Source organism: Streptomyces sp. NPDC058284, assembly GCF_042881135.1.
Taxonomy (GTDB): Bacteria; Actinomycetota; Actinomycetes; order Streptomycetales; family Streptomycetaceae; genus Streptomyces.
Map to the genome: position 1 here is coordinate 202,277 of NZ_JBHVYE010000011.1, position 18,910 is coordinate 221,186.

Genomic DNA, 18,910 nt, shown 5'->3' on the forward strand with positions numbered 1-18,910 from the left:
GCGACGCAAAGACCGGAATGTCGCGCGGGCGGGCCGGGGGCCCGCCCGCGCGGGAGAGTCAGTCCTCGGCGGGGACCCACTCGTCGACAGGGTCGTCGGCCGGCTCGTCGGCGACCGTGAGGCCCGCCACCCACAGCGGCATCAGCCAGTGGACGACGAAGACGGCGAACAGGACGGGGAAGAGGAAGCCTTCGACGTCCAGGCCCTTCAGGACGGCGGCGCCCGCCGCGACGGTGACCGCGAGAAGCAGCCACAGCATCACCCGCTGGGCCATGGCCGCGACGCGGCTCCGCTCCGCGCGCTGCCGCTCGTCCAGCGCGCGCACCCGCAGATCGAGGAGGCCGCGGATCGAGCTGTTGATAACGCCGGTCACGAAGCACCACGGCAACAGCAGCCCCAGCAGGGTGAACGTCGCCCAGCGTTCGTCACCGACGACGGAGAACAGCCAGACCGTGACGGCCGCCGCGGTCAGCGTCATGTGGAGCGCGACCATGGCTCGCCTGCGGGTGGCGGTGGCGTGAAAGGAGGCCCCCTCCTGGCGGTTCATCAGCCGGTGCATCCACCGGTCGTATTTCGTCAGCGGGCGCTGCTCGGCGGCCGTCATCAGTTGTTCCTCCCGTAGACCTGATCCGTGAGCGGGCGAAACGGCTCGAGCGAGAACAGGGCCTCGACCGGCAGCGCGAAGAACTTCGCGATCTTCAGCGCGAGGTCGAGGCTCGGGTTGTACTGCCCCCGCTCGATGTAGCCGATGGTCTGGTAGTGGACACCCACTGCCTCGGCCAGGCTCTGTCGCGACACCTTTCGCTCGGCGCGCACCATCGCCAACCTGTTGTGCACTTGCTCGCTCATGTATAAGAAGTACTACATCAGAGAGCAACTGGGCAACACCGGAACGCCGACCGCCCCCGGCAGCCGCTGCGAAGAGCGGCCGCCGGGGGCGGTGGGTGAGGGGTGCTGCTACGGCTCAGATGAGGCCGAGACCGCGGACGGCCTCGCGCTCCTCGGTGAGCTCCTGCACGGAGGCGTCGATGCGGGTGCGCGAGAACTCGTTGATGTCCAGGCCCTGGACGATCTCGTACTTGCCGTCCTTGGTGGTGACGGGGAAGGAGGAGATGAGGCCCTCCGGCACGCCGTACGAACCGTCCGAGGGGACGCCCATGGAGGTCCAGTCGCCCGCGGCGGTGCCGTTGACCCAGGTGTGGACGTGGTCGATGGCGGCGTTGGCGGCGGAGGCGGCCGACGAGGCGCCACGGGCCTCGATGATCGCGGCGCCGCGCTTGGCGACGGTCGGGATGAACTCGTCGGCGAGCCAGGCCTGGTCGCTGACGACGTCGGCGGCGTTCTTGCCGGCGATCTCCGCGTGGAAGATGTCGGGGTACTGGGTGGCCGAGTGGTTGCCCCAGATGGTCAGGCGCTTGATGTCGGAGACCGAGCTGCCCGTCTTCTTCGCCAGCTGCGACAGGGCGCGGTTGTGGTCCAGGCGGGTCATCGCGGTGAAGCGCTCGGCCGGTACGTCCGGTGCGGCGGCCTGCGCGATGAGCGCGTTGGTGTTGGCCGGGTTGCCGACGACGAGGACCTTGATGTCGTCCGCGGCGTGGTCGTTGATGGCCTTGCCCTGGGGCTTGAAGATGCCGCCGTTGGCCTCGAGGAGGTCACCGCGCTCCATGCCCTTGGTACGCGGCCGGGCGCCGACGAGCAGCGCGACGTTGGCGCCGTCGAAGGCGACGTTCGGGTCGTCGCTGATCTCGATCGAGTTCAGCAGCGGGAAGGCGCAGTCGTCGAGCTCCATGGCGGTGCCCTCGGCGGCCTTCAGGGCCGGCGTGATCTCAAGAAGGCGCAGGTTGACCGGCACGTCAGCGCCGAGCAGGTGGCCCGAGGCGATGCGGAAGAGCAGCGCGTAGCCGATCTGGCCGGCCGCGCCGGTGACGGTGACATTCACGGGAGTGCGGGTCATGGCGATCTCCGTAAGACAGCTGGCGGTGGGGTCCCGGTCCTTCATACGTGGATCCCCTGGTTCCTGGATCCCCGCCGACACCTCGCCGAGTCCTCGATCGCCTTGCGATGATCGATCTCTTGGCATCAAGAGAGATCCGCCGTCAGGCTATCGCGCCCCGGGTACCCCTGGCCGCCGGGTCGGTGTGGCCCAGCACACAGCGTTCGCGTGTCGCTGTTGGGGGGGCGGCCGCCACCTCGGGGGAGGGAGCGTGGCGGCCGCCGTGGGGGTGTGACCACTCCCGTGGGGGTACGGTCCGCTTGCCCCGCGAAATCGCCGCCATGCGTGTGGCCCCCACATTTTTGTGGGGGCCGAACTCCCTTCACCATCTCCCGCTTCGCGGGATGGGTGGGTGGGGGCTCCCCCGCCTTCCGTCCGCCGGTACGAACGGGCCCGCCGCTTCGCGGCGGATGTATCCCACCCACCCACCCGTTTGCCCCGCAGCGCACGGCGGAGGTAGGGGCGGGGGCGGGGGGCGTTTGCCCCGCGACGTACGGCAGGACGGGTCAACCCCCACCGGGCCGCGGTCGCACACGCGCCGGAGGGGACGTGGGGGTATGTGCGAACGGAGCACCGAGCATCCTGTAGCCCCGTTGTTCGTGCAGCGTGACGCAGGGATAGCGAGTACGCACATACCCCCGCGGCCCCGCCCCACAGACGCACCCGAGGCGCACCAGCACAAACGGACCCGCACAAAACCCCGCCCAAGCGCAGCCGCCTACGCCCCCGTACAGCCCCCACGCCCAGACACAAGCGTCGCGCACGCCTTCGCCGCCGTGCCCGACTTGGCCGCCACCATCGGCGTATACGCGTCGAAGTCCGCGTCCACCGTGCCGTTCTGCTTCGCCTCGGCGCCGCCCCCCGCCCCGGTGATCGTCAGCTCGTCCCCCGGCGTCGCCTGCGTGATCCGCGCCCACGCGGCCCCGCACACCTTGCTGTACCGCACCTCGACCAGCGTCCTGCCGATCGTGGTCCGCGCCGTCGTCCTGGCCAGGTCGCCGCCGCACCCCATCTTCTCGGGGTCCTTGCCCGCACAGTCCTCGCCGCTGCACTCGACCCCGGCGGGAAGCTTCGTGTCGCCGGCGGTCGGCTTCACGGACGGCTTCGCCTCGTTGCCGCCCTTGCCGTCGTCGCCGAAGCCGACCAGATAGACCGCGGCGGCGATGACGACGAGCGCACCGACCACCCCCGCGAGGAACATCGTCAGCTTCTTGCGGCCCCGCTGCCGATCGGGCGTGCCCCCGCCGTCCACCGGCGCACCCGGCGCACCCGGCGCACCCGGCGCACCCGGCGCACCCGGCGCCGCCCCCGGCGGCATGGTGGGCGACACCCCGGCCGGCCCGGCCACACCCGTCACCCGCCCCACGGCGCCCGCGCCACCGACGCCCCAGCTACCCCCACGGCCCGGCTCGGAAGGCTGCGGGGACGCCGAAGGCTTGGCGACCCCGGACCCTGCACCGGTACCGGTACCGGTACCGGGCACGGGGCCGGTACCGGTACCGTGCCCGGGACCTGCGGAAGGCTCCCCCAACGCCGCCCGAGCCTGCGATATGCGTATCGCCTGCATCGTCATGTCGTGCCGCATCTCGGAACGGCTCCACGCCCGCTCCGCGAGCTCCCACAGGGTGATGAGATGCACGGGCGGCGTACCCGTCACCTCCGCCAGCGCGACGATCGCCCCCTTCGGCGCGAGCAGCCGCCCGTTCAGATAGCGCTCCCAGGACGTCTTGCTGTAGCCGGTGCGGTCCGACACCGCCGCGATGCTCAGACCGCTGCGGTCAACGAGCCTCCGCAGCTGGCCGGCGAACTCCCTGACCTGCGGGTCGAGCTCATCCGGTAGCGCCTTCCAACGAGGCATTGCTCCCCCTGTTCCCCCCGTACGTGCCTGTCCTGCCCCCCGCTACGAACCACCCAGCCGGACTACCCAGAGGGATGCGCGGAGCCCGGATTTCAGTTCCCGGAGTGGGGGCGCACGGGAGCGTTCGGGCCACGGCGAGCACCGCCGCGCTCCCTGCGGTCGTCCGCACAGTGTCCCACCGCCGTCCCACGGCACGATGCGGAACCCCGAGTACCGGCCCCATAGGCCCCAATGCTTCCGAAATGCGGCGCCCAGCCCCACACCCACTTCCCGCACCCGGCCCCGCATCCACTCCCCCCGCACCCCTCAGTACTCGGATTTTCACGCCCCGGACCAGGCACGTTGCACCTGTTGCACAGCTCGAACACCGTTGCGGAATGGTCACCTCCGTGCCACAGGGACCGACCATCCCTTGAACGCGGTTGGCGGGTCCATGACTCTGGATCACGAGCGGAACGCACCGCTTATATCGGGAGGTTCCGGCGGGAATCACACAGGAACCGTCTCCCCCGAACGGCGGTGCCCGCCCTCTCACGGGGGTGAGGGCGGGCACCGCCTCTTCCCGCGGCGGGGAACGGCCCCGAAAGGGCGACTTCGGCCATGTCTTGCGCCTCCACGATCGGAGGGCTCGGCAGAGTTCGGTGCGGCAACAGCAGGATTCAGGCCAACAGCACGAACCGGACTCCGGACTCCACGGACTCCACGTACTCCCGAAGGGAACCGGGCATGAAGTACGGCAAGCGGCTCGCCGGCGGCGTCATCGCCGCATCCGCCCTCCTCGGCACCGTCCTCGCGACGGCCCCGACGGTCTCGGCGACCTCCACCGCCCCCGCCACGTCCACCACGTCCACCACCTCCGCCACCCCCACCACCACTTCCGTCGCCTCCGCGGCGACGTTCCGGGGAACGGCCCCGGCCTGCGTCAAGCGGGACGTCATCAAGCACAAGAAGTACGTGAAGGTGACCAACCACTGCGGCCAGGCCATGCACCTGAAGGTCGTCATCGACTGGGGCAACGACTCGCCGTGCCTCACCTACCAGAACAACGAGCAGTGGGAGTGGACCTGGGGCCGCGGCTCCTACGGCAAGGTCGTCACCTGCTGAACCCGCCTATGAGCCCGCTTCCGGGCCCACCGCCCACCCGGCCCCGCGGCCCGTCCTCATCCCGGGGGAGAGGACGGGCCGCGGTCTGCGGGACACCGCGTCAGCCCGGACCGCCCGCCGCCCCCGGCGTGACGAGCCCCGTCTCGTACGCGACCACCACCGCCTGCGCCCGGCTGTCCAGGTCGAGTTTGCTCATCGTCCGGTTGAGGTGGGTCTTGACGGTGGCCTCGCTGATGTAGAGCCGCTCCGCGATGTCCGCGTTCGTCAGGCCGCGGGCGATGAGCTTCAGGACCTCGACCTCGCGCAGGGTCAGCGCCCTCAGCTCCGGCGGGGGCTTGCGTTCCGCGCCGTCGGGTTCCACCCCCCGCCGGGCGAACGCCTCGACCAGGCGCCGCGTCACGCTGGGCGCGAAGAGCGCGTCGCCCCCGCCGACCGCCGTCACCGCCGCGAGCAGCCGCTCGGGCCCCGAGTCCTTGAGCAGGAACCCGGAGGCTCCGGCCCGCAGCGCCCCGTACACGTACTCGTCGAGGTCGAACGTGGTCAGCACCAGCACGCGTGGCGCCGGTTCGGGGGCCTGCCGCAGGATCTTCGCGGTGGCCGTGATGCCGTTCATGCCCGGCATCCGGATGTCCATCAGGACGACGTCGGGACGGGTCCGCGCGGCGAGCTCCACGGCCTCGTCGCCGTCGCCCGCCTCCCCCACGACCTCCATGCCCGGCGCGGCGCGCAGCAGCCCCACCAATCCCGCTCGGATGAGGAACTGGTCGTCGACGACGAGCACTCTGATGCATGCGGTCATGCGGCTGTCCGGTCACTCCGTGGCGTCGTCCCCCCGTGCCGAGGTCGGCAGGGTGAGGCGCACCGCGAATCCCCCCTCGCTCAGCGGGCCGATGCTGATCGCCCCGCCGTAGAGCTTGGCCCGCTCCCGCATCCCAATCAAGCCGTGTCCACTGCCTGTCCGCACTCTGTCCTGAATCACCCCCTGTCCGTCGTTGATGACGCAGACCTCGATGTGCCGCCGCCGGTAGGCGAGTTCGACGGTCGCCGCGGCGCCGGGGGCGTGCTTCAGTACGTTGGTCAGCGACTCCTGGACGACGCGGTACGCACAGAGTTCGATGCCGGGCGCCAGTGGCCGCGGCGTTCCCGTGACGCGCAGTTCGACGCGGGTGCCCCCGGCCCGTACGCGCTCGACCATGTCGTCAAGACGGGACAGGCCGGGCATGGGCGCCGCGGGACCACCGTCTCCGCACTGCCCGTACTCGCCGCCCTCACCCTCCCCGCCCTCACCCGTGCCGCCCTCGGCGCGCAGCACCCGCAGCATGCGCCGGAGCTCTTCGAGCGCCTCGCCGCTGGTCCCCGAGATGGTGCCGAGCGCCGCGCGTGCCGTGGCCGGGTCGGAGCCGAAGACGAACGTCGCGAGGCCCGCCTGCACGGATATCACCGACATGTGGTGGGCGACGACGTCGTGCAGTTCGCGCGCGATCCGGCCGCGTTCCTCGGCGACCTCGCGCCGGGCCCGCTCGTCCTGCTCCCGCTTCAACTGCCGTGCCAGTTCGGCCGACCGGCGCGCGACGTGCCCGAAGCGCCAGAGGACCAGGGAGAAGCCGACGGCCTGCCCGACGACGGACGGCATGGAGGCGCCCTCGCTGATCGCACCGGCGTAGATCCACAACCCGGCCATCAGTGCGGTGCAGGGGAGCGAGGTGCGGGGCGGGCACAGGGAGGCGACCGTGTAGACGCAGAGCATGGGTCCGAAGGTGCCGACCACGGGCCAGTAGCCGGCGGTGACGTACACGAACCACGCCAGATGGACGACGAGCAGCACGGCGAGCGGTGCCCTGCTCCGGACCGCGACCGGGAGGCTGACCAGGGCCACCAATCCGTAACCCACGGCGTCGAGTTCGGTCCAGCCCTGCTTGGCGGACTCCTGGCCGAGCAGCACGGCGACCGTGGTCAGGGCGACCGCGATGACCGCGTCGACGGCGAGGGGGCGGATCCGCATCGCCGCAGCGTAACGCGCATATGGGCGTCGGAACGTCAACCAGGCGCGGTACAGCGGAAGTTGTAGGAACCGGGCGGGTACCGCGCCGGGAGCAGACGGGGTTCAATCCAGCGCGGGACGACGCGTGCGACGGCCGCCCGTAGCGTGTGGGACCAGTGCCACGCGGCACCGGCCGAACCGCCGGAGCCGCCCGGGACCGCGGCCGCGGGGGGACCGAACGGGGGCGCCCGGTCCACCTGGCGGTGGCCCGTCTCCTCGGGGGAAGACGGGCCACCGCCAGACATCGAGCGCGGCAGGCACTGCTCGCGCCGACGCGGGCCTGCCTGCCGACGTACCGCGACGTACCGCGACGTACGCCCACCCGCGCGCCAGCACGCACGCACGGCCGCACGCCCGCCTAGATCGTGTAGTGCAACGTGTCGTCCAGGAACGGGATCTCCAGCACCGGATCCGGCTGCGCCATCATCGCGAGAAGCACGATGGCGACGCCGAGCACCCCGTACGTGACCATGTCCGTGAACCGCGAGCGCACCGCCAGCATGCCCACGTCAGGCAGCGCCCAGCGCAGCGCGGCGCCCCCGATGAGCGCGACGCCGACCAGTATCGTGCCGACGCGGAACACGTCGAACGCGGTGAGCAGCAAGCCGAGTCCGACCAGCGAGACGACGCTGATCAGCGGCCACTGCCTGGCCGGTGCGGGGGCGTCGCCCGCCGCGGCACGGCCGCCGCCCTCGGGGCGCGCGGTGTCGCGCGTGAACAGCGGGAAGCGGCGCGACACCTTCCGGGGCCGTCCGTCCGGTCCGGGCGCGCTGACCGTGCCCTTGGCGAGCGGAACGTCCTCGGCGCCCTTCTCGACGTCGACACCGAGAGCGTCCTCGGCCCGTGAAGCGCCCGGGGAGCCGCCCGTGCCAGGTTCTGCGCTCATGGCTTGCCTCGCCTCTTTTCCGTTCAGCGCGCGTGGCGTTCCGCGGCCTCGACGACGTTCACCAGGAGCTGGGCGCGGGTCATCGGGCCGACGCCGCCCGGGTTCGGGGAGATCCATCCGGCGACCTCGGCGACGCCCGGGTGGACATCGCCGACGATCTTGCCGTTCTCGTCGCGCGAGACGCCGACGTCCAGGATCGCGGCGCCCGGCTTCACGTCCTCCGGCTTGATCAGGTGCGGCACACCCGCCGCGGCGACGATGATGTCCGCCCGCTTCAGGTGGGCGGCGAGGTCCCGGGTGCCGGTGTGGCACTGGGTGACCGTGGCGTTCTCGGACTTGCGGGTGAGAAGGAGCGGCATGGGCCGCCCGATGGTCACGCCGCGGCCGACGACGACGACCTCGGCGCCCTTGATCTGCACGTCGTGCTGCCGGAGCAGCCGGATGATCCCGTACGGGGTGCAGGGCAGCGGCGCCGGCTCGTTGAGGACGAGGCGGCCGAGGTTCATCGGATGCAGGCCGTCGGCGTCCTTGTCCGGGTCCATGAGTTCGAGGACGCGGTTCTCGTCGATGCCCTTGGGGAGCGGGAGCTGGACGATGTAGCCGGTGCAGGCGGGGTCGTCGTTGAGTTCGCGGACGACCGCCTCGATCTCCTCCTGGGAGGCGGTGGCGGGCAGTTCGCGCTGGATGGAGGCGATGCCGACCTGCGCGCAGTCGCGGTGCTTGCCCGCGACGTACTTCTGGCTGCCCGGGTCGTCGCCGACCAGGACGGTACCGAGTCCGGGCGTGACGCCCTTCTCCTTCAGGGCCGCCACGCGGGCGGTCAGTTCGGACTTGATCGCGGCTGCGGTGGCCTTGCCATCGAGAATCTGGGCGGTCATGCCTCCATCTTCCCGGATGAGGCCCGCCCGGTACCAATCAGGTCGCCCGCCCGCGCCCCCGGCGTCGCTCCCCGGTGCCACCGGAGCCTCACCCCTGATCAGCGAGGTTGCACTTGCACAACACATATGGAATGCGGCTGGACAAGTAAGCCGGGGTTAAAGAACGATATGCGGCACAGTGCCGCGGGCAGTGTCGGGGGGACGGACCGCATCTGTAGAACATTCCTCCGTGATGTGCCGCGTCGTCCCCGCACCACCCGACGGAGGAAGACCGCCATGAGTTTCGGCGACCCGAACAACCCATACGGGCAGCCGCCCCAGCAGCCCCCGGCCGCTCCCGGATACGGCTATCCCCAGGCCCCGCCCGGCATCCCGCCGCAGCAGCCCTACGGCTACCCGCAGCAGCCCGCGTACCCCGGGTACCCGGGCGGCAACATGATGCAGCAGTCGATGCCGGGGCTCCTGGTCACCGCGCGTGTCTTCCTGTTCCTCATCTCGGCGGTGCAGATCCTGAGCGCCATCGGCTGCCTCTACGGCGCCGCCGTCGCCAACGACGTCTCCGACGGCGCCGACGACCTCGGGTTCAACGACGCGGGCGACTTCGGTGACGCGGCCGCCGGCATCTTCGTGATCCTCGCGCTCATCGCCGCCGCGCTGGCCGCCCTGTCGATCACGCTCGGCGTGAAGTTCAGCCGGGGCGCCCAGGGCGTGCGGATCACCACCGTGGTGTACGGGGCACTCGGTGGTGTCGTCGGTCTGATCTACCTCTTCGTCGGTCTGGACACGGGCCTCGCGACCGCAATCATCGGCCCGTTGATCTGGGTCGTCTTCGCCGTCATCATCACCGTCGCCCCCGTCGTCCCCAGCGGCACCGCCTGGTTCAACCGCCCTCGCTACTGAGCGAGTCGGGTACGTACGACGGTGGCCGCGCCCCTCACAGGGGGCGCGGCCACCGTCGTTCTCTCCACGTCGGGTCCGCTCAGTGGAAGAAGTGCCGCGTCCCCGTGAAGTACATCGTCACGCCCGCCTTCTTCGCGGCCTCCACGACCAGCTCGTCGCGGACCGAACCGCCCGGCTGCACCACGGCCTTGACGCCCGCGGCGGTCAGGATCTCCAGGCCGTCGGGGAAGGGGAAGAACGCGTCGGACGCGGCGTAGGAGCCGCGCGCCCGCTCCTCGCCCGCGCGCTCGACGGCGAGCTTCGCGGAGTCGACGCGGTTGACCTGGCCCATGCCGACGCCGACCGAGGCGCCGTCCTTGGCGAGCAGGATCGCGTTGGACTTGACCGCGCGCGACGCCTTCCAGGCGAACGCCAGCTCGGCGAGCTCGCCCGCGTTCAGGGCGTCGCCCGTGGCTAGCGTCCAGTTGGCCGGGTCGTCGCCCTCGGCCTGGAGGCGGTCGGTGACCTGGAGCAGCGCGCCGCCGTCGATCTGCTTGACCTCGACCGGGTTGGCCGGGGCGCGGTGGGCGCGCAGCACGCGGATGTTCTTCTTCTTGGTGAGGACGTCGAGGGCGCCGTCCTCGTACTCCGGCGCGACGATGACCTCGGTGAAGATGTCGGCGACCTGCTCGGCCATCTCCTTGGACACCGGGCGGTTGACCGCGATCACGCCGCCGAACGCGGAGAGCGGGTCGCAGGCGTGCGCCTTGCGGTGCGCCTCGGCGACGTTCGCGCCGATCGCGATGCCGCACGGGTTGGCGTGCTTGATGATCGCGACGCAGGGCTCGTCGTGGTCGTACGCGGCACGGCGCGCGGCGTCCGTGTCGGTGAAGTTGTTGTACGACATCTCCTTGCCGTGCAGCTGCTCGGCCTCGGCGAGACCGCCCTTGCCGTCGACGTAGAGGGCCGCGCCCTGGTGCGGGTTCTCGCCGTAGCGGAGCACGTTCTTGCGCGTGTACGTGGCGCCGAGGAACTCGGGGTGGCCGCTGTCGTCGGCCGCCGCGTAGTCGTCCGCGAACCAGCCGGCCACCGCCACGTCGTACGCGGCCGTGTGCTGGAACGCTTCTCCGGCGAGCCGCTTGCGCGCGGTCAGGTCGAAGCCGCCGTCGCGCACGGCGGCCAGGACGTCCGCGTACCGCTCGGGGTCGGTGACGACCGCGACGGAGGGGTGGTTCTTGGCGGCGGCGCGGACCATCGAGGGGCCGCCGATGTCGATCTGCTCGACGCACTCGTCGGGCGTGGCACCCGAGGCGACGGTCTCCTTGAAGGGGTACAGGTTCACGACGACGAGCTGGAAGGGCTCGACGCCCAGCTCGGCGAGCTGCTTGCGGTGGTCCTCCAGGCGCAGGTCGGCGAGGATGCCGGCGTGGACCTTGGGGTGCAGGGTCTTGACCCGGCCGTCCAGGCACTCGGGGAAGCCGGTGAGCTCCTCGACCTTGGTGACGGGCACCCCGGCGGCGGCGATCCGCGCGGCCGTCGAGCCGGTCGAGACGAGCTCGACGCCCGCCTCGTGCAGCCCGCGCGCGAGGTCCTCCAGGCCGGTCTTGTCGTAGACGCTGACGAGCGCGCGCTTGATGGGGCGCTGCGCCTCGGGGGCGTTCTTAGCTTCGGCGGTCACGGGATAAGAACCTTTCGTCCCTCAATGCGGTAGCCGTGCCGGGCCAGACGCCCCACGACATCGACGAGCAGCGTGCGCTCGACTTCCTTGATGCGCTCGTGCAGAGCGCTCTCCTCGTCCTCGTCCCGGACCTCGACCACGCCCTGGGCGATGATCGGGCCGGTGTCGACGCCGTCGTCGACGAAGTGGACGGTGCAGCCGGTGACCTTCACGCCGTACGCGAGCGCGTCGCGCGCACCGTGGGCCCCCGGAAAACTGGGCAGCAGCGCGGGGTGCGTGTTCACGAACCGCCCGCCGAAGCGGGCGAGGAACTCCTTCCCCACGATCTTCATGAACCCGGCCGAGACGACCAGGTCGGGCTCGTACGCGGCGACCGCGGCGGCCAGCGCCGCGTCCCACTCGTCGCGGGTCGCGTGGTCCTTCACGCGGCAGACGAACGTCGGCAGCCCGGCGCGCTCGGCGCGCTCCAGGCCCGCGATGCCGTCGCGGTCGGCGCCGACCGCGACGATCTCGGCGCCGTAGGCCCGCGCGCCCTCGGCGTGGATGGCGTCGATCAGTGCCTGAAGGTTCGTGCCCGACCCGGAGACCAGCACGACGAGTCGCTTGGGGCGAGCGACCACAGCGCTCTCGGCCACGGCGGGGCCCTTTCTCGGAAGGTGCGTCTTTGTACGGTCGTACGAAGGCTTCGGGCCCCTGGATACGGGGAACCCTACGAAGCGGCCGACCGCCAGCAACGATACCGGCACACGGAACCGCCCCTCACGGGACGGGGGCGCGGGCGGAAGGTAGCGTCTGTGGGAAAGGCGCCTGAATACCGACGAACGCCGCGTTGCCGAGCCGCACACCGGCTCCACCACGAGGCCCTACCAAGGGGAAGACGCACACCTGATGCCGGACCGTAGCCGCCCTTCGTCTCCACCGCAGGACTCCGACTCCCAGGGGCCGGAGTCCCGAGGCACGGGTTCCCAGGAAACGGGCTCCCAGGGGACGGGCAAGGACGACGACAATCCCTTCGCGCCGCCGCCGGAGGGGACACCGGACCAGCCGTGGCAGCCGCGCCGCCCCTCGGGCGACTCCGGCGGTGACGACCCGGACCGCGGCTCCCCCTGGGGCAGCCAGTGGAGCGACCGCCAGCCGGGCCGCTCCTCCGGCGTCTTCGGCGAACGGCCGGGCCGGCAGAACGGTCCCGACCGGGACCGGGAGGGTCCCGCGGGACCGGGTGGCCCGGGCGGCCAGGGCGGCGGCATGCGCTGGGACCCGACGGACCCGTCCCAGCGCCGCGCGCGCTACGCCCTGCTCTCCGGCATGTGGGGCTTCTTCTTCGCCCTGTTCGGCTGGCGCTACCTGGCGCTGCTGCTCGGCGCGCTCGCGCTGATGTGGGCCGTCCAGTCACTGCGCGCGAAGCCGCGCACGCCGGACCCGACGGCTCCGGCGGCGTCGGCGGCCCCGCCCGCGACCGGCTCGGCCACTTCGGTCACCGCTCCGGGCGCCACTCCCGGCGCCGCTCCGGGCACCCCCGCCGACCGGCCCCGGACCGACCCGTCGAGCACCCGCCCGCAGACGACGGCCGCGATCAGCGGCCTGGTGACGGGCGCCCTCGCGCTGCTCATGGTGGCGGCGACGTTCACGGCGCAGCTGGTGTACCGCGACTACTACACGTGCGTGGACGACGCGCTCACGAACGTATCGAAGCAGTCCTGCGAAGACCTCCTGCCGAAGCCGCTGCGTCCGCTGCTGGGGGAGCAGGACTAGGAGGGGGCGGGGCGGCGGAGCTGGTGGCCGCCGGAGGGTCAGGACGGCTCCCGATTCTCCTGACGCTGCTCCCCCGCCTCCTTCAGCGGTTCACCGCGGGCCGCCTCCCGGGCGACGGTGGGGTCGTCTCCGTCTTCGTCGTGCCGGGTGGGAGTGGGCGGGGCAATCGGGGGCGATGGGGTCGCCGGGGCGGGCGGGGTGCCCGGGGCGGGCGACGGGGCATCGTCAGTCGTTACGCGGGCGGCGTCGGCCGGCGCCGCGGCCGTGCCGTCCTCGGACGAGAGGCTCGCGGGTACGCCGACATCTTCGGCGGTACGCCCGGTACACGCAGGCCGACCGACCGGCGCCGGAGCTGATGCCGGGGTCACGCCGCCACCCACCGAAGCAGCCCCGGCCACGCCGTCATCCCCACCCGCACCCCCACCCCCACCCGCACCCGCCTTACGCCCGAACCACGGAAACCGCCTGCCCGGCTCCGTGGCCGCACCGCTGCCCGGTGGGGCACCCCCGGGAGCGGCGGCATCCTCAGTCGTGCGTCCGCCCCCGAGAAGCCGCCCCCGCGCGGCCCGGGGCGCCCGCGGCCGAGGCACCCGCCGCGAAGGCATCGCGTACCACGGCAACCACCCTCGCCGCGCCCCGCCGGACGGCGTCCGCAGTCGCACCAGCCGCAAGCCCAGCGCGGTGGGCACCCCGATCACCGCCACCCACCCCAGCGCCGCCGCCCCCGTCTGCCACCACACCGGCCCGAACTCGGCGAGGACCGCCACCCCCATCGGCCCGCCGGCCAGCGCCGCGAGCCCCGCCGTCGTCACCCCGCACACCACCGCCGCCAGCGCGGCCCCCGAGGCCGTACGCCCCGGCGACCACGCCCCGGCCCGTTGCCCGGAGGCAGGCACCGCCGCCTGGACCGTGCACCAGGCCACGGTGAGCCCGGCCGCCACGGGGACCACCATGGCCGCCCAGCTCAGCGGCGTGCCGGGACCCGCCGACGGCACCGCCGCCAGCAGCGGAAACGACGGCAGCCGCGCCGGCGCCGCCTCCGCGGCGAGCGGGCCGACGACGGTTCCGGTACCGAGCACGAAGCCGGGGCCGAGGCCGTAGGCCGCGCCCCACACCGCGGCGTTCGGCGCCAGCGCGAGGGCCAGCACGAGCACCGCGAGACGTCCCGACCACACGTCCGCGACCTGCGCGAACGACATATGCATCAACCCGGCGTGCAACACGAGCGACACCGCGACGAGCAGCGCCCCGCCCCCGACGAGCGCCGCCGCGCCCGCCGCCCCGGCCCGTGCGACGGCCACCGCCCGACCGCGTACGACAAAGCCCGCGGCGAACGTGCCGCGCGCCTCGTCGGGAACGTTCCGTACTCGCCCGAGGGACGCCGGCAGCGGCCCGTGCGGGCGGCCACGGGCCGTCCACACCCCGACCCCTGCCGCGCTCACCGCGAGCGCCGGGAGGTGGAAGACGGCACTGAACCAGCCGGGCCGCAGCTCACCGCCCGTCGCGTACAGCGCGGCGGCCGTACCGACCAGCAGATAACCGGCCGCCACCCCGCTCCACGCCGTCCGTACCGCGTGCCCGAGCTCTTCCGGGGCCGCCGCCTCCCGCCCCGCCCGGTGCAGCAGCCAGCAGGGCAGCGCGGCAAGCAGCAACGGGGTCACGCCGACCGGCGCGGGCGCTCCCGAGAGCGTGTCCGCCCTGATCAGCTCCGTGCCGTGCGCCAGCAGCCACAGCCCCGCCGCGACGTGCAGCGCGCCGGACGGGCCGTTGTCCGGGTACGGCGACGTGATCCAGAGCGTCAGCACCAGAACGGCGGACGCGCCGAGCCCGAGGCACGCGGCGAGGGCTCCGCTCAGCATGCAGGTGGCCAGGCCGGGTGAATGATCGTGGGCCCGCTCGCGCAGCGGCTTGACGGGCGGCATTGAGGCGTGGGGATCCGTCGTCTGCGTCACGCGGCCATGGTCCCAACGACACGCGCTTTCTCCGCGTAACAGGCGAATATTGGATGTGTCGCCCAATATACGTTTATGTACTTTTTCGTACGGCGAGTCGGCTGTGCCCAGCTCCCGGTCGCCGTACGTCGGCCCACGGTGCGGAGAGTCCGACATGCCCCAGAGCCCTGCCACGCCTCTGCCGTCCCCCAAGGAACGCCGCAGGCTGCGCGAGGCGAAGTCGCTGAGCCAGTCCGACGTCGCGACGCGGATCGGCGTCACCCGCGAAACAGTGCGCTCCTGGGAGACGGGCCGCACGGACCCGCAGGGCCGCAAGCGTGAGACGTACGCGAGGCTCCTGAACGCGGCCGCCACCGCGGAGGAGCAGCAGACCCGCGAGAAGGCATGCGCCGACACCCGGGAGAAGCCACAGGCGGCGGCACCGGCGGTACCGGCAGCGGCACCGGTGGCACCGGCGGCCAAGAGGCCGGCCACGGTACCGGCCGGGGCACCGGAGAAGGCCCCGGCCACGACCGGCCCCGCCGCACCCGCCCCACCCCGCGACAGACCTTCGCCGCTCTCCCCGTCCTCGCCGCTCTCCCCGTCCTCACCGTCCTCGCCATCCATGTCACGACGGTCGGGACCACCCCACCCTCCCCCGCCCGAACGGGGCCGCGTGCCCGGATGGGCGAGAGCCGCCGACGGCGCGAAGTCGCGGTCGAGACCGCAGCCCGCGGCCAAGCGCGCGGCGAAACCCGAGGCCCCGACACCCGTGGCGCCCGCCGCCCCCGCCGTGGCCGGTCACGCCCTCCCGCATCCGGAACGGCCGACCGTCCCCGAACCCGCCGGCCCCGTCGACCTCACCCCGGCCCAGGCCTTCGACGCCCTCTGCGCCCACTGCGCCCCCGGCCTCGTACGCCAGGCGTACGCGCTCACCGGACGGCGGGACCTCGCGCAGGAGTCGGTGGAGCGGGCCTTCCAACTGGCGTGGCAGCGCTGGCCCGATGTCGCCCTGGACCCTGACCCGGCGGGCTGGGTGCGCGCGGCGGCGTACGAGTACGCGATGGCCCCCTGGCACCGCTACCGCCCCGGCCGCCGCCACCCGGACGCGCCGCCCGCGACGGAGGACGACCGCGCCCTGCTGAAGGTGCTCCTGAGCCTGCCGCCCGTGCAGCGCCGCGCCCTGATGCTGTACGACGGCGTCGGCCTCGACCTGCCCGAGACGGCGGCCGAGACGGAGGCGAGCACGCCCGCCACCGCGAACCGTGTGCTGCACGCGCGCGAGAGGATCAGCGAACGGCTGCCCGACCTGGCCGACCCCGACGTACTGCACCGGCGCCTCGGCGAGATCGGCAGGGGCGAGCGGCTGCGGCTGCCCAAGGCCGAGCGCATCCGCGCCGGCAGCGAGTACCACGTCCAGTTCTGGACGCGCGCGGCCATCGGTTTCACGGCCCTGATCGTCGGCGCGACGGCGCTGGCCCTGCGGAACGCCCCCACCCACTACGAGCCCCCGCTGGCCCCCGGCACCGCCATCAGCGGCGTACCCCCGCGGATGGGCCCGGGCCCGTTCACCCCCGAGGACCACTTCCTGCGCGACAAACTCCGGGCAGAACTGTCCACGGGCCCCGAACGCCTGGCTCCCCGGCCGGACTGATTCAGGGGCGCGGGGAACTGCGCGACAAGCCCCTGCTCTCCCGCAGAGCACTCTCCCGCAGAGCACAAAAAGCGGGCCCGCACCTCAACCAAAGGTGCGGGCCCGCTTTCAGATACTGCCGAGGCGACCTCAGCCCGCGAGGATCGCTCGCGCGAGCTTGGCCGTCTCGGTCGGCGTCTTGCCGACCTTGACGCCCGCGGCCTCAAGGGCCTCCTTCTTGGCGGCGGCCGTGCCGGAGGAGCCGGAGACGATGGCGCCGGCGTGGCCCATGGTCTTGCCCTCGGGCGCGGTGAAGCCGGCGACGTAGCCGACGACCGGCTTCGTCACGTTGGCCTTGATGTAGTCCGCCGCGCGCTCCTCCGCGTCGCCGCCGATCTCGCCGATCATGACGATCAGGTCGGTCTCGGGGTCGGCCTCGAACGCCTCCAGGGCGTCGATGTGCGTCGTACCGATGACGGGGTCGCCACCGATGCCGACGGCCGAGGAGAAGCCAATGTCACGGAGCTCGTACATCATCTGGTACGTCAGCGTGCCGGACTTCGAGACCAGGCCGATGCGGCCCGGCTTCGTGATGTCGCCCGGGATGATGCCGGCGTTCGACTGGCCCGGGGTGATGAGACCGGGGCAGTTCGGGCCGATGATGCGGGTCTTGTTGCCCTTCGACTTCGCGTACGCCCAGAAGGCGGCGGAGTCGTGGACGGCGATGCCCTCGGTGATGACGACGGCGAGGGGGATCTCGGCGTCGATCGCCTCGACGACGGCGGCCTTGGAGAAGGCCGGCGGCACGAAGAGGACGGAGACGTTGGCGCCCGTCTTCTCCATGGCCTCCTTGACGGAGCCGAAGACCGGGACCTCGGTGCCGTCGAAGTCGACGGAGGTGCCGGCCTTGCGCGGGTTCACGCCGCCGACGATGTTGGTGCCGTCACCCAGCATGAGCTTGGTGTGCTTCATGCCCGTGGCACCGGTCATGCCCTGGACGATGACCTTGCTGTCCTTGTTGAGGAAGATAGCCATGGCTGTTCTGTCCCTCGTCCCTTACTTCGCGGCCGCGAGCTCGGCGGCCTTGTCGGCCGCGCCGTCCATGGTGTCCACGCGCTGCACGAGCGGGTGGTTGGCGTCGCTCAGGATCTTGCGACCCAGCTCCGCGTTGTTGCCGTCGAGGCGCACGACCAGCGGCTTCTCGACCTTCTCGCCCTTGGAGGCGAGCAGTTCCAGGGCCTGCACGATGCCGTTGGCGACCTCGTCGCACGCGGTGATGCCACCGAAGACGTTGACGAAGACGGACTTGACGTCCGAGTCGCCGAGGATGATCTCCAGGCCGTTCGCCATGACCTCGGCGGAGGCGCCGCCACCGATGTCGAGGAAGTTGGCGGGCTTCACGCCGCCGTGCGCCTCACCGGCGTACGCGACGACGTCCAGGGTCGACATGACCAGACCGGCACCGTTACCGATGATGCCGACCTCGCCGTCGAGCTTGACGTAGTTGAGGTTCTTGGCCTTGGCGGCAGCCTCGAGCGGGTTGGCTGCGTCCTTGTCCTCGAGGGCCTCGTGGTCGGCCTGGCGGAAGTCGGCGTTCTCGTCGAGCGAGACCTTGCCGTCCAGGGCCAGGATGCGGCCGTCCTTGGTCTTGACGAGGGGGTTGACCTCCACGAGGAGCGCGTCCTCGGCGACGAAGGTCTCCCACAGGGTCACCATCGCCTCGGCGACGCCCTCGGCCACCTCGGCCGGGAACTTCGCCTTGGCCACGATCTCGCGGGCCTTCTCGATGTTCACGCCCTCGACGGCGTTGACCGGGACCTTCGCGAGGGCCTCGGGGGTCTTCTCCGCGACCTCCTCGATGTCCATGCCGCCCTGCACCGACGCCATGGCCAGGAAGGTGCGGTTGGTGCGGTCGAGGAGGTACGAGACGTAGTACTCCGCCTCGATCTCCGGAGACAGCTCGGCGATCATCACCTTGTGGACCGTGTGGCCCTTGATGTCCATGCCGAGGATGTCCGTCGCGCGAGCGACGGCCTCGTCCGGGTTCGCCGCCAGCTTCACGCCGCCGGCCTTGCCGCGGCCACCGACCTTCACCTGCGCCTTGACGACCGACTTGCCGCCCAGTCGCTCGGTGGCCTCGCGCGCCGCCTCAGGCGTGTCGATGACTTCACCGGCCAGCACCGGTACACCGTGCTTGGCGAAGAGGTCCCTCGCCTGGTACTCGAACAGGTCCACGCGCGTCCGTCCCTAATCCGTGATCTCGCTGCGATCTCGCTG

17 protein-coding genes are annotated in these 18,910 nt (G+C 72.0%); 4 read left to right on the plus strand and 13 right to left on the minus strand.

Annotated elements, in window-relative coordinates; translation table 11 throughout:
* Positions 1-58 precede the first annotated feature (58 nt).
* The 4 genes from ACFVYR_RS18110 to ACFVYR_RS18125 all read right to left on the minus strand — a co-directional run bounded on the left by ACFVYR_RS18110 (position 59) and on the right by ACFVYR_RS18125 (position 3,851).
* Complete coding sequence (locus ACFVYR_RS18110; protein ID WP_384260596.1) at positions 59-604, minus strand: hypothetical protein; 546 nt, start codon at positions 602-604, stop codon at positions 59-61.
* Positions 604-849, minus strand: coding sequence for a helix-turn-helix transcriptional regulator (locus ACFVYR_RS18115; RefSeq protein ID WP_384260593.1), 246 nt, complete (start codon positions 847-849; stop codon positions 604-606). Before ACFVYR_RS18115 ends, ACFVYR_RS18110 begins: the two co-directional genes overlap by 1 nt.
* Positions 850-964: 115 nt before the next feature.
* Positions 965-1,954 carry a malate dehydrogenase gene (locus ACFVYR_RS18120; protein WP_384260591.1) on the minus strand — a complete coding sequence of 330 codons (990 nt, stop codon included), beginning with the start codon at positions 1,952-1,954 and terminating at the stop codon, positions 965-967.
* Positions 1,955-2,711: 757 nt separating this feature from the next.
* Entirely contained in the window at positions 2,712-3,851 is a 1,140-nt protein-coding gene (locus tag ACFVYR_RS18125) for an XRE family transcriptional regulator (protein WP_384260589.1), read from the minus strand.
* Positions 3,852-4,577: 726 nt separating this feature from the next.
* Between ACFVYR_RS18125 and ACFVYR_RS18130 the strand changes: the two genes are divergently transcribed.
* Positions 4,578-4,955, plus strand: coding sequence for a hypothetical protein (locus tag ACFVYR_RS18130; protein WP_384260586.1), 378 nt, complete (start codon positions 4,578-4,580; stop codon positions 4,953-4,955).
* A gap of 100 nt (positions 4,956-5,055) precedes the next feature.
* Here ACFVYR_RS18130 and ACFVYR_RS18135 read toward each other — a convergent pair whose 3' ends face one another.
* The 4 genes from ACFVYR_RS18135 to ACFVYR_RS18150 form a co-directional block, all read right to left on the minus strand.
* Positions 5,056-5,754, minus strand: a complete 699-nt coding sequence (locus ACFVYR_RS18135; protein WP_384260583.1) for a response regulator — start codon at positions 5,752-5,754, stop codon at positions 5,056-5,058.
* Between the two features lie 12 nt (positions 5,755-5,766).
* Positions 5,767-6,957, minus strand: coding sequence for a sensor histidine kinase (locus tag ACFVYR_RS18140; protein WP_384260581.1), 1,191 nt, complete (start codon positions 6,955-6,957; stop codon positions 5,767-5,769).
* 397 nt (positions 6,958-7,354) lie between these two features.
* Entirely contained in the window at positions 7,355-7,882 is a 528-nt protein-coding gene (locus ACFVYR_RS18145) for a DUF3017 domain-containing protein (RefSeq protein WP_384260578.1), read from the minus strand.
* Positions 7,883-7,905: 23 nt separating this feature from the next.
* A complete protein-coding gene (locus ACFVYR_RS18150; RefSeq protein WP_384260575.1) occupies positions 7,906-8,760 on the minus strand; it encodes a bifunctional methylenetetrahydrofolate dehydrogenase/methenyltetrahydrofolate cyclohydrolase in 855 nt (284 codons plus the stop codon).
* Between the two features lie 276 nt (positions 8,761-9,036).
* On the opposite strand from ACFVYR_RS18150, the gene ACFVYR_RS18155 reads away from it, so the two are divergent.
* Complete coding sequence (locus ACFVYR_RS18155; protein ID WP_384260572.1) at positions 9,037-9,660, plus strand: hypothetical protein; 624 nt, start codon at positions 9,037-9,039, stop codon at positions 9,658-9,660.
* Positions 9,661-9,739: 79 nt separating this feature from the next.
* On the opposite strand, the gene purH is transcribed toward ACFVYR_RS18155, so the two are convergent.
* Both purH and purN read right to left on the minus strand, forming a co-directional pair.
* Positions 9,740-11,317 (minus strand): bifunctional phosphoribosylaminoimidazolecarboxamide formyltransferase/IMP cyclohydrolase, encoded by a 1,578-nt coding sequence (purH, locus tag ACFVYR_RS18160; protein ID WP_384250235.1) that lies wholly within the window; start codon positions 11,315-11,317, stop codon positions 9,740-9,742.
* Positions 11,314-11,952 carry a phosphoribosylglycinamide formyltransferase gene (gene purN, locus ACFVYR_RS18165; protein ID WP_384250237.1) on the minus strand — a complete coding sequence of 213 codons (639 nt, stop codon included), beginning with the start codon at positions 11,950-11,952 and terminating at the stop codon, positions 11,314-11,316. The genes purH and purN overlap by 4 nt, the downstream gene beginning before the upstream one ends.
* Before the next feature lie 253 nt (positions 11,953-12,205).
* Between purN and ACFVYR_RS18170 the strand changes: the two genes are divergently transcribed.
* On the plus strand, positions 12,206-13,069 hold the full coding sequence (locus ACFVYR_RS18170) for a hypothetical protein (RefSeq protein WP_384250240.1): 864 nt from the start codon (positions 12,206-12,208) through the stop codon (positions 13,067-13,069).
* Positions 13,070-13,107: 38 nt separating this feature from the next.
* Here ACFVYR_RS18170 and ACFVYR_RS18175 read toward each other — a convergent pair whose 3' ends face one another.
* A complete protein-coding gene (locus tag ACFVYR_RS18175) occupies positions 13,108-15,021 on the minus strand; it encodes a DUF6350 family protein (protein ID WP_384250242.1) in 1,914 nt (637 codons plus the stop codon).
* A 154-nt stretch (positions 15,022-15,175) separates the two neighbouring features.
* Here ACFVYR_RS18175 and ACFVYR_RS18180 point away from each other — a divergent pair, with 154 nt between their 5' ends.
* Positions 15,176-16,654, plus strand: a complete 1,479-nt coding sequence (locus ACFVYR_RS18180) for a sigma factor-like helix-turn-helix DNA-binding protein (protein WP_384250244.1) — start codon at positions 15,176-15,178, stop codon at positions 16,652-16,654.
* Between the two features lie 129 nt (positions 16,655-16,783).
* Here ACFVYR_RS18180 and sucD read toward each other — a convergent pair whose 3' ends face one another.
* The gene (sucD, locus tag ACFVYR_RS18185; protein WP_384250247.1) at positions 16,784-17,668 is read right to left on the minus strand and encodes a succinate--CoA ligase subunit alpha; all 885 of its coding nucleotides are present in this window, start codon (positions 17,666-17,668) and stop codon (positions 16,784-16,786) included.
* A 21-nt stretch (positions 17,669-17,689) separates the two neighbouring features.
* Positions 17,690-18,868, minus strand: a complete 1,179-nt coding sequence (gene sucC, locus ACFVYR_RS18190) for an ADP-forming succinate--CoA ligase subunit beta (RefSeq protein WP_384250248.1) — start codon at positions 18,866-18,868, stop codon at positions 17,690-17,692.
* Between the last annotated feature and the right edge of the window lie 42 nt (positions 18,869-18,910).

Excerpts from the sequence above, each read along its gene's own strand:
- ACFVYR_RS18110 (WP_384260596.1), bottom strand. The coding sequence starts at position 604 with ATGACGGCCGCCGAGCAGCGCCCGCTGACGAAATACGACCGGTGGATG.
- ACFVYR_RS18115 (WP_384260593.1), bottom strand. The coding sequence starts at position 849 with ATGAGCGAGCAAGTGCACAACAGGTTGGCGATGGTGCGCGCCGAGCGA.
- ACFVYR_RS18120 (WP_384260591.1), bottom strand. The coding sequence starts at position 1,954 with ATGACCCGCACTCCCGTGAATGTCACCGTCACCGGCGCGGCCGGCCAG.
- ACFVYR_RS18125 (WP_384260589.1), bottom strand. The coding sequence starts at position 3,851 with ATGCCTCGTTGGAAGGCGCTACCGGATGAGCTCGACCCGCAGGTCAGG.
- ACFVYR_RS18130 (WP_384260586.1), top strand. The coding sequence starts at position 4,578 with ATGAAGTACGGCAAGCGGCTCGCCGGCGGCGTCATCGCCGCATCCGCC.
- ACFVYR_RS18135 (WP_384260583.1), bottom strand. The coding sequence starts at position 5,754 with ATGACCGCATGCATCAGAGTGCTCGTCGTCGACGACCAGTTCCTCATC.
- ACFVYR_RS18140 (WP_384260581.1), bottom strand. The coding sequence starts at position 6,957 with ATGCGGATCCGCCCCCTCGCCGTCGACGCGGTCATCGCGGTCGCCCTG.
- ACFVYR_RS18145 (WP_384260578.1), bottom strand. The coding sequence starts at position 7,882 with ATGAGCGCAGAACCTGGCACGGGCGGCTCCCCGGGCGCTTCACGGGCC.
- ACFVYR_RS18150 (WP_384260575.1), bottom strand. The coding sequence starts at position 8,760 with ATGACCGCCCAGATTCTCGATGGCAAGGCCACCGCAGCCGCGATCAAG.
- ACFVYR_RS18155 (WP_384260572.1), top strand. The coding sequence starts at position 9,037 with ATGAGTTTCGGCGACCCGAACAACCCATACGGGCAGCCGCCCCAGCAG.
- ACFVYR_RS18170 (WP_384250240.1), top strand. The coding sequence starts at position 12,206 with ATGCCGGACCGTAGCCGCCCTTCGTCTCCACCGCAGGACTCCGACTCC.
- ACFVYR_RS18180 (WP_384250244.1), top strand. The coding sequence starts at position 15,176 with ATGCCCCAGAGCCCTGCCACGCCTCTGCCGTCCCCCAAGGAACGCCGC.
- sucD (WP_384250247.1), bottom strand. The coding sequence starts at position 17,668 with ATGGCTATCTTCCTCAACAAGGACAGCAAGGTCATCGTCCAGGGCATG.